The organism is Pseudomonas sp. ARP3 (assembly GCF_001029595.1).
GTDB classification, from domain to species: domain Bacteria; phylum Pseudomonadota; class Gammaproteobacteria; order Pseudomonadales; family Pseudomonadaceae; genus Aquipseudomonas; species Aquipseudomonas rhodesiae.
In genome coordinates this window covers 1-9,131 of the sequence record NZ_LEKF01000047.1, presented here as the reverse complement: position 1 = coordinate 9,131, position 9,131 = coordinate 1, and the positions used below count along the sequence as shown (strand labels likewise).

At 63.1% G+C, this 9,131-nt stretch carries 2 protein-coding genes; both read left to right on the top strand.

Translation table 11 applies throughout. The features are described 5' to 3' along the window. The coding region (locus tag ABX75_RS27715; protein ID WP_047883106.1) for a phosphopantetheine-binding protein at positions 1-698 on the top strand (698 nt) is incomplete at its 5' end. A gap of 10 nt (positions 699-708) precedes the next feature. Beyond that, positions 709-9,131: non-ribosomal peptide synthetase (locus ABX75_RS27710; protein WP_047883109.1), on the top strand; the 8,423-nt coding region annotated here is incomplete at its 3' end.

Genomic DNA, 9,131 nt, shown 5'->3' with positions numbered 1-9,131 from the left:
ACCGCACCGGCGACCTGGCGCGCTACCGCGAAGACGGAGTGATCGAATACGCCGGGCGTATCGACCATCAGGTCAAGCTGCGCGGCCTGCGCATCGAGCTGGGCGAGATCGAAGCGCGGTTGCTGGAGCACGAGCAGGTCCGCGAAGCGGCGGTGCTGGCGGTGGACGGCAAGTACTTGGTGGGTTACCTGGTGCTGCACCATGCCGGAGACGACTGGCGCGAGGTGCTCGGTGCGCACCTGGCCGAACACCTGCCGGATTACATGGTGCCGGCACAGTGGGTGTTGCTGGAGCAAATGCCGTTGAGTCCCAACGGCAAGTTGGATCGCAAGGCGCTGCCCAAGGCCGATGCCAGCCTGATGGCCCGCGAGTACGTTGCGCCCCAGAGCGAACTCGAACAACAGGTCGCCGCGATCTGGGCCGAGGTCTTGCACGTTCAGCGTGTCGGCCTGCACGACAACTTCTTCGAGCTGGGCGGGCATTCGTTGCTGGCGACGCAAGTGGTGGTGCGCCTGCGCGAGCGCTTGCACGCCGAGTTCGACGTCAAGTCGATCTTCACCGCACCCACCCTGGCTGATTTCAGTGCTTACGTGGCGGCCCAGCAAACAAATAATTCGCCGGTGCAGGACGCATTGGCTAAATCCTTGGAGGCCCTCAAACGTCTATCAGCAGAAGATTTGGATAAATTGATTTCCTGAGGGGCGTGGCGTGCAAGCATTAATCGAGTCGGTGGGTTCACTTTCTGCGCAGCAAAAGAAAGCGTTGGCGGTCATGCTCAAGCAACAAGGCATCAACCTGTTTGAGATCGCCCCGGTTTTCAAGCGTCAGGAAGGCGAGCCGCTTCGACTCTCTTATGCGCAGGAGCGGCAGTGGTTTTTGTGGCAGTTGGAGCCGCAGAGCACCGCATACCATGTGCCTCGGGCGCTGCGTCTGGTGGGAGAGCTGGACGTAGCAGCCTTGCAGCGCAGCTTCGACACTCTGGTTAGCCGGCACGAAAGCCTGCGCACGCACATTGAGCCCGATGGTGACAGCGCCTTGCAGGTCATTGTCGAAAACGCGCGGGTGGAAATCACCTTGGTCGAGGCCCAGGCATTCCAGGTCAAAGACTTGGTGCAGGCCGAAATTGACCGGCCGTTCGATTTGCAGCAAGGCCCGTTGCTGCGAGTGAAACTGCTGCGCCTGGCCCCGCAGGAGCATGTGCTGGTACTGGTGCAACATCACATCGTCTCCGATGGCTGGTCGATGCAGGTCATGGTCGACGAGCTTGTGCAATTGTATGCCGCCCATGTTCAGGGGCTCGAACCGCAGCTACCGGCCTTGCCAATCCAGTACGCCGACTATGCACTGTGGCAGCGCAGCTGGATGGAAGCCGGCGAGCGCGAGCGGCAACTCGCGTACTGGGAAAACCTGCTGGGCGGTGAGCAGCCCGTGCTGGAATTGCCGATGGATCGCCCACGGCCTGCGATACAAAGCTACCGCGGTGCACGTCTGGACCTGGCGCTGGATGCCGCGTTGGTCACCCGTCTCAAAACCATGGCGCAGCGCGAAGGTGTGACGCTGTTCATGCTGCTGCTGGCTTCATTCCAGGCGGTGTTGTATCGCTACAGCGGTCAGGGGGACATTCGCATCGGCGTGCCGGTGGCCAACCGCAATCGCGCAGAGACCGAGGGCCTCATCGGCTTTTTCGTCAACACACAGGTTCTCAAGGCTGACATCGACGGGCAGATGAGCTTTCGCGAGCTGTTGCACCACACTCGTGAGCGCGTGGTGCAAGCCCAGGCCCATCAAGACTTGCCTTTCGAGCAATTGGTCGAAGCGCTGCAGCCGGAACGCAGCCTGAGTTATAACCCGCTGTTCCAGGTGATGTTCAACCACCAGACCGATACCCAGCGCGGCGACGCCAGCGCAACGGGTCTGCAGGTCCAGGGGTTGGAGTGGGACAGCAAGACCGCGCAATTGGATCTCAACCTGGATACTCAGGAATCGGTCGAAGGCATTCAGGCGTCCCTGACCTATGCCACTGACCTTTTCGACGCCCCCGGCATGCAGCGCCTGCTTGCACATTGGCTGCGTTTGCTGCACAGCGTCAGCCAGGATTGCACCCGCCGTGTCGGTGAATTGCCGCTGCTGGAGGATGCCCAGTTGCAGCACATGGTGCATGACTGGAACGCTACCCAGCGGGCGTTCGCCCAGGATATGGGCGTGCATCGCCTGTTCGAAGACCAGGCTCGGCTGCGCCCGGATGCGACGGCACTGGCGTGCAACGGCCAAGTGCTGAGCTATGGCGAATTGAACCGACGTGCCAATCGACTGGCCCACCGTTTGCGCGGCGCTGGCGTCGGCCCCGACGTGCTGGTGGCGGTGGCTTTGGAGCGCTCGGTCGAGATGGCGGTGGCGCTGTTGGCAACCCTGAAGGCCGGCGGTGCCTACGTGCCGCTCGACCCTGGTTTCCCGCCTGATCGATTGGCCTTTATGCTCGAAGACAGCCGCGCGCACGTTGTGCTGACGGCCGGCAGCCTGCGTCAACAGTTGCCGTTGGCGGTCGGTCAGCAGGTGCTACTGATGGACGAAGACGCGGATGGTCGCTACAGCAGCGTCAACCCAGACGTCGAACTCAGTGGTGAGCACCTGGCATATGTGATCTACACGTCCGGCTCCACCGGCAAACCCAAGGGCGTGATGGTGCGCCATGCCGCGCTGAGCAGCTTCACCCAGGGCATGGCCGACACCTTGGGCATTGATGCACAAGCACGCCTGTTGTCGTTGACCACCTTCTCTTTCGATATTTTTGCCCTGGAGCTTTACGTTCCCCTGGCGGTGGGCGCGACGGTGGTCCTGGCCGACAAGGACACGTCCTTGGACCCGGAGGCCATCCTCGACCTGGTGCAGCACGCAACCATCGACGTGCTGCAAGCCACGCCATCGACCTGGCGCATGCTGCTGGACAGCGAACGTTGCGCCGTACTGCGCGGAATCAAATGCCTGTGTGGTGGTGAGGCGCTGCCCGCCGACCTGGCCGAGCGCATGCTCGCCTGGCAAGGCACGGTGTGGAACCTGTACGGCCCGACCGAGACGACCATCTGGTCGGCCGCCTATCCATTGCTTGAGCCTGTGCCGTTTGTAGGGCGACCGATTGCCAATACGTCGCTGTTCATCCTCAACGCCACGCTTACGCCTTGCCCGCTGACGGTGCCCGGTGAACTGCTGATAGGTGGCGTCGGTTTGGCTCGCGGTTATTTCGGCCGGGCGGCCATGACGGCCGAGCGCTTTGTGCCCAACCCGTATGGCGGTCCTGGCGAACGCTTGTATCGCACCGGCGACCTGGCGCGCTATCGCGAGCAGGGGGTGGTGGAGTACATCGGCCGCGTCGACCATCAGGTTAAGGTGCGGGGTTTCCGTATCGAATTGGGCGAGATCGAGGAGTGCCTGCGCGAGCAGCCAATGGTGCGTGAAGCGGTGGTGATAGCTGACCATGAGCAGTTGCTTGCCTATCTGGTCACCCGCCACCCGCTGGCCGAGCAGGAACAGGCCGCGCTGCGGGAACAGCTCAAGACAGCCTTGCGCGCGCGATTGCCGGAATACATGGTGCCGAGCTATCTGGTGCTGCTGGAGCGGATGCCGCTGACCCCCAATGGCAAGCTGGACCGCAAGGCCCTGCCAAGGCCCGACGCTGGCGCGTTGCAAAAACATTACGTGCCACCCGTGACCGCACGCGAGTGCCAGGTGGCGGCGATCTGGGCCGAAGTGCTGGGCGTGGCCCAGGTCGGTCTGTCGGATCACTTCTTTGAAATCGGCGGGCACTCGTTGCTGGCGACACGCGTTGTGTCTCGCGTGCGCCAGGCATTGGCAATCGATGTGCCACTCAAAGCGTTGTTCGAGCAGCCCGAGCTGGGGCGCTTTGTGCAGGCACTCTCCGACAGCGTGCTGGACGTGCAGCCGATTGCCCGCTGCGCGCGCGATCAACCGCTGGCATTGTCCTATGCCCAGGAGCGCCAGTGGTTCCTCTGGCAGTTGGAGCCTCACAGCGCGGTGTATCACATCCCCGCAGCCCTGCGCCTGCAAGGCGCACTGGACCGCCAGGCGCTGCAACGCAGTTTCGATGGCTTGCTTGCACGCCATGAAAGCCTGCGCACGGTGTTCGTCACGGAGGGTGAGCGCACCGTGCAGCGCGTGGCCGCACCAGCGGCGTTGCGGATCGAAGAGCAGACCCTCGCTACCGATGATCCGGCCGTGGTGAGGGCCCAAGTCGAGGCGGCAATCGCCGAACCGTTCGATTTGCGCACTGGGCCGTTGTTGCGCGTCCGGTTGTTGCAACTGGCAGCGGATCAGCATGTGCTCGTCCTGGTGCTGCATCACATCGTCAGCGATGCCTGGTCGATGCAGGTGATGGTCGAGGAGCTGGTGCAGTCCTATGCCGCGCTTAAGCAGGGCCTGGAACCGCAGTTGCCAGCGCTGCCGATTCAGTATGCCGACTATGCGGTGTGGCAGCGCGACTGGTTGCAGGCCGGTGAGCAGGCGCGCCAGTTGGCCTATTGGCGTGAGCGTTTGGCCGGCGAGCAACGGGTGCTGGACTTGCCGCTCGATCATCCCCGCCCCCCGGCGCAAAGCCACCGCGGTGCGCGTGTGGAATGGCTGTTGGACCCCGCGTTGCTGGAGGCTTTGCAGGGCCTGGCCCAACGGCAAGGCGCGACGCTGTTTATGGTGTTGCTGGCTGCGTTCCAGGCATTGTTGTATCGCTATACCGGCCAGTCGGATATTCGCGTGGGCGTGCCGATTGCCAACCGCAATCGGGTGGAAACCGAGCGGTTGATCGGTTTTTTTGTCAACACTCAAGTCCTCAAGGCCGACATCAGCGGCGAGCTGTCGTTTGTCGAGCTGCTCCAGCAGGTCAAGCAGGCGGCCTTGGAAGCCCAGGCGCATCAGGACCTGCCGTTCGAGCAACTGGTCGAAGCGCTGCAGCCGGAACGCAGCCTGAGCCATAGCCCACTGTTTCAAGTGATGTTCAACCACCAGATTGATGCGCGCGGCACTGCGGCGCCGCAGGCGATGGGGCTACAGGTTGATGCTCTGGAATGGGACAGCCACACCGCGCATTTCGATGTGAGCCTGGATACTCAGGAAACCGTCGATGGGCTTTGGGCGACATTGACCTACGCCACCGATCTGTTCGAGGCCGCCACGATTGAGCGTATGGCGCAACACTGGCTAAGCGTATTGCGGGCCGTGGTTGCACGCCCGAACGAACACCTTGCAGACCTGCCGATGCTGGGTGCCAGTGAGCGTCAGCGTCTTACGCAGACCTGGAACGCCGATGCACCGGCCGCGCCTTGGACGGGCGGGGTGCAGCGTCTGTTCGAGGCGCAGGCACGGCAGCGCCCACACGCGGTAGCGTTGGTGCTCGATGGCGTATCGCTGAGCTATGCCGAACTGAACCTGCAGGCCAATCGCCTGGCCCATTGCCTGGTGGCCCACGGCGTCGGGCCGCAAGTGCTGGTGGGGATTGCCGTTGAGCGCTCCTTCGCCATGGTGGTCAGCCTGCTGGCAGTGCTCAAGGCGGGCGGGGCCTACGTGCCCCTCGACCCGAGTTACCCGCGCGAGCGTCTGGCCCACATGCTTGAAGACAGCGGTGTGCGTCTGGTGCTGACACACGCCCACGTGCCTATCGTGCTTCCCGAAGGGGTCGCAGCCTTGGCCATTGACCAGGCAGGACTGGCCGAGTACTCCGGTGAAGACTTGGCCTTGGCGATCGGCGCGGATCATCTGGCCTATGTGATTTACACCTCCGGCTCTACCGGCAAACCCAAGGGCGTTGCCATCGACCATGGCGCCCTGAGCGAATTCGCGAGCATTGCCGCCGGCTATTCGCAGCTGACGCCCCAGGACCGTGTGCTGCAATTCGCCACGCTTAACTTCGATGGTTTTGTCGAGCAACTGTATCCGGCCTTGACCCACGGCGCGGCGGTGGTCCTGCGTGGCGCGTCGCTATGGGACAGCGGCCGGCTGTATACCGAGATCTTGAGCCAGGGGATTACCCTGGCCGATTTGCCGACCGCCTATTGGCACCTGTTTGTGCTTGATTGCCTGGCCGCCGGGCCCCGTTCGTATGGTGCCTTGCGCCAAGTGCACATCGGCGGCGAAGCCATGCCGCTGGACGGGCCCGCACAATGGGTACGCGCTGGCCTGGGCCATGTGCGTCTGCTCAATACCTATGGGCCGACCGAGGCGACGGTGGTGTCCAGTGTGCTGGATTGCAGCGCAGCGGATGAAGCCCTGAGCGCTACCGCCAGCCCTATTGGCCGCTCGTTGCCAGGGCGCGCCCTGTATGTCCTGGACCGCGATCTCAACCTCGCACCCCTGGGGGCGGTGGGCGAGTTGTATATCGGCAGCGCCTGCGGCCTGGCTCGTGGGTATTTGAATCGTGCAGGGTTGACGGCCGAGCGTTTTGTCGCCAATCCGTTCGCTGACGCTGGCGAACGCCTGTACCGCACCGGTGACCTAGCCCGTTATCGTGCCGACGGCGTGATCGAATACGTCGGGCGTGTCGATCATCAAGTCAAGATTCGTGGCTTCCGTATCGAATTGGGTGAGATCGAGACGTTGCTGCTGGCCCAGGCCAATGTCCGCGAAGCGGTGGTGCTGGCCGTCGATAACCAACTGCTCGCGTACCTGGTGGCGGATCAGCAGGAGACTGCGGCGCTGGGTGAAACCCTCAAGGCGGTATTGCGTGAACAACTGCCGGATTACATGGTGCCGGCGCACCTGGTCTTTCTTGACCGCTTGCCGTTGAACCTCAATGGCAAGCTGGATCGCCAAGCCCTGCCCAAGCCTGACGCGCATCTTTCGCAGCCGACCTGGGTGGCACCGGTCAGCGCCGTCGAGCAACAAGTGGCAGCGATCTGGGCCGATATTCTGGGGGTGGCACGGGTCGGGCTGACGGATCACTTCTTCGAGCTGGGCGGTCACTCGTTGCTGGCCATGCAGGTGACTTCGCGTCTTCGCCAGGCGCTGGCCCTTGAGGTGCCGCTCAAATTGCTGTTCGAGCAGCCGCGCCTGCAAGGTTTCGTCGCAGCGTTACCCGCCTGCGCGAGGGCCGACCAAGGGCGCGCGCCGGCGCTGGTTGCGTTGCCGCGTGACGGTGAGGTACCGCTGTCATATGCCCAGGAGCGCCAGTGGTTCCTCTGGCAGTTGGACCCGGACAGCCGCGCCTACCACGTGCCGAGTGTGCTGCGCCTGAAGGGGCCGTTGGACATTGGCGCGCTGCAACGCAGCTTTGATCATCTGGTGGCCCGTCATGAGAGTCTGCGCACCGTGCTGCGCCACGGCAGCGATGGCACCGTGCAAGTCGTGCGCGAGCCTGCGCCGGTGGTCATCAGTCACAGTAATGTCCAGGAAGCTGATCTGCAGACGTGTGTGGAAGCGAAAATCGCCCTGACCTTCGATCTGGAGCAAGGGCCGCTGCTGCGCGTGGATCTGCTGCGCCTGGCCGAGGATGATCACGTACTGGTGCTGGTGCAGCACCATATCGTCTCCGATGGCTGGTCGATGCAGGTGATGGTCGAGGAATTGGTGCAGGTCTACGCCGCCTTTAGCCAAGGCCAAGAGGTGCGACTGCCGCCACTGCCGATTCAATATGCCGATTACGCAGTGTGGCAACGCCAGTGGATGGAGGCGGGCGAGAAGGCGCGTCAGCTGAGCTACTGGCGCGAGCTGCTCGGCGGTGAGCAACCGGTGCTGGAGCTGCCGTTCGATTATCAGCGCCCGGCGGAGCAGAGCCATCGCGGCGCGCGTTCGCACATAGAAATACCCACGTCGCTGGTGGTCGACCTCAAAGCCCTGGCCCAGCGTGAAGGTGTAACGCTGTTCATGCTGTTACTGGCCTCGTTCCAGGTTCTGTTGCACCGCTACAGTGGCCAACAGGACATTCGCGTTGGCGTGCCGATTGCCAACCGCAACCGTGTGGAAACCGAGCGTCTGATTGGTTTCTTCGTCAACACCCAGGTGCTCAAGGCCGATATCGATGGGCAAACCACTGTTGGCGGCTTGTTGCAGCAGGTCAAGCAGCGGGCGTTGGAGGCCCAGGCCCATCAGGACCTGCCCTTCGAGCAATTGGTCGAAGCGCTGCAGCCGGAGCGCAGCCTCAGTCTGAACCCGTTATTCCAAGTCATGTTCAATCACCAGGCCGAACGACGGCAGGCGATGTCGACTGCGGCCTTGCATGAGCTGCGCGTCGAAGGGCTGGCCTGGGAAAGTCATACCGCACATTTTGATCTGGACCTGGATGTGCATGAGTCGAGCGAGGGGCTGGCAGCCTCTCTGGGCTACGCCACCGACCTGTTTACCGCCGCCACCATCGAGCGCATGGGCCGCCACTGGCACAACCTGTTGCAGGCAATGGTGGCCGACCCGCAGCAGAGCATCGGCCAGTTGAAATTGCTGGATGACGCGGAACAACAGCACATTCTGCACCTGTGGGACCGCAGCGATGCCGGCTTCTCGGCTCAGCGCCTGGTGCACGAATTGTTCGCCGACCGCGCCCAGGAAACCCCCGACGCCGTGGCGGTGAAGTTCGACACCCAAACCCTGACCTACGGCGAGCTGGACCGCCAGGCCAACCGCCTGGCCCATGCGTTGATTGCCCGTGGGGTTGGCGCGGAAGTGCGGGTGGCTATCGCCATGCCGCGAAGTGCCGAGATCATGGTGGCGTTCCTGGCGGTCATGAAGGCTGGCGGCGTGTATGTGCCGCTGGATATCGAATATCCGCGTGATCGCTTGTTGTACATGTTGGAGGACAGTCGAGCGCAACTGTTGCTCACCCACAGCAGCGCGTTGCCGCGACTGCCGTTGAGCGAGGGCCTGCAAACACTGGCCATCGACCATACCGACAGCTGGGCCGACCACCGCGACACCGCCCCCAACGTCGCACTGGACGGCGCCAACCTCGCCTACGTGATCTACACCTCCGGCTCCACCGGGATGCCCAAAGGGGTGGCGGTGGCCCACGGCGCGTTGGTGGCGCATATCATCGCCACCGGCGAACGCTACGAAACCGGCCCGACCGACTGCGAACTGCACTTTATGTCGTTCGCCTTCGACGGTTCCCACGAAGGCTGGATGCACCCGCTGATCAACGG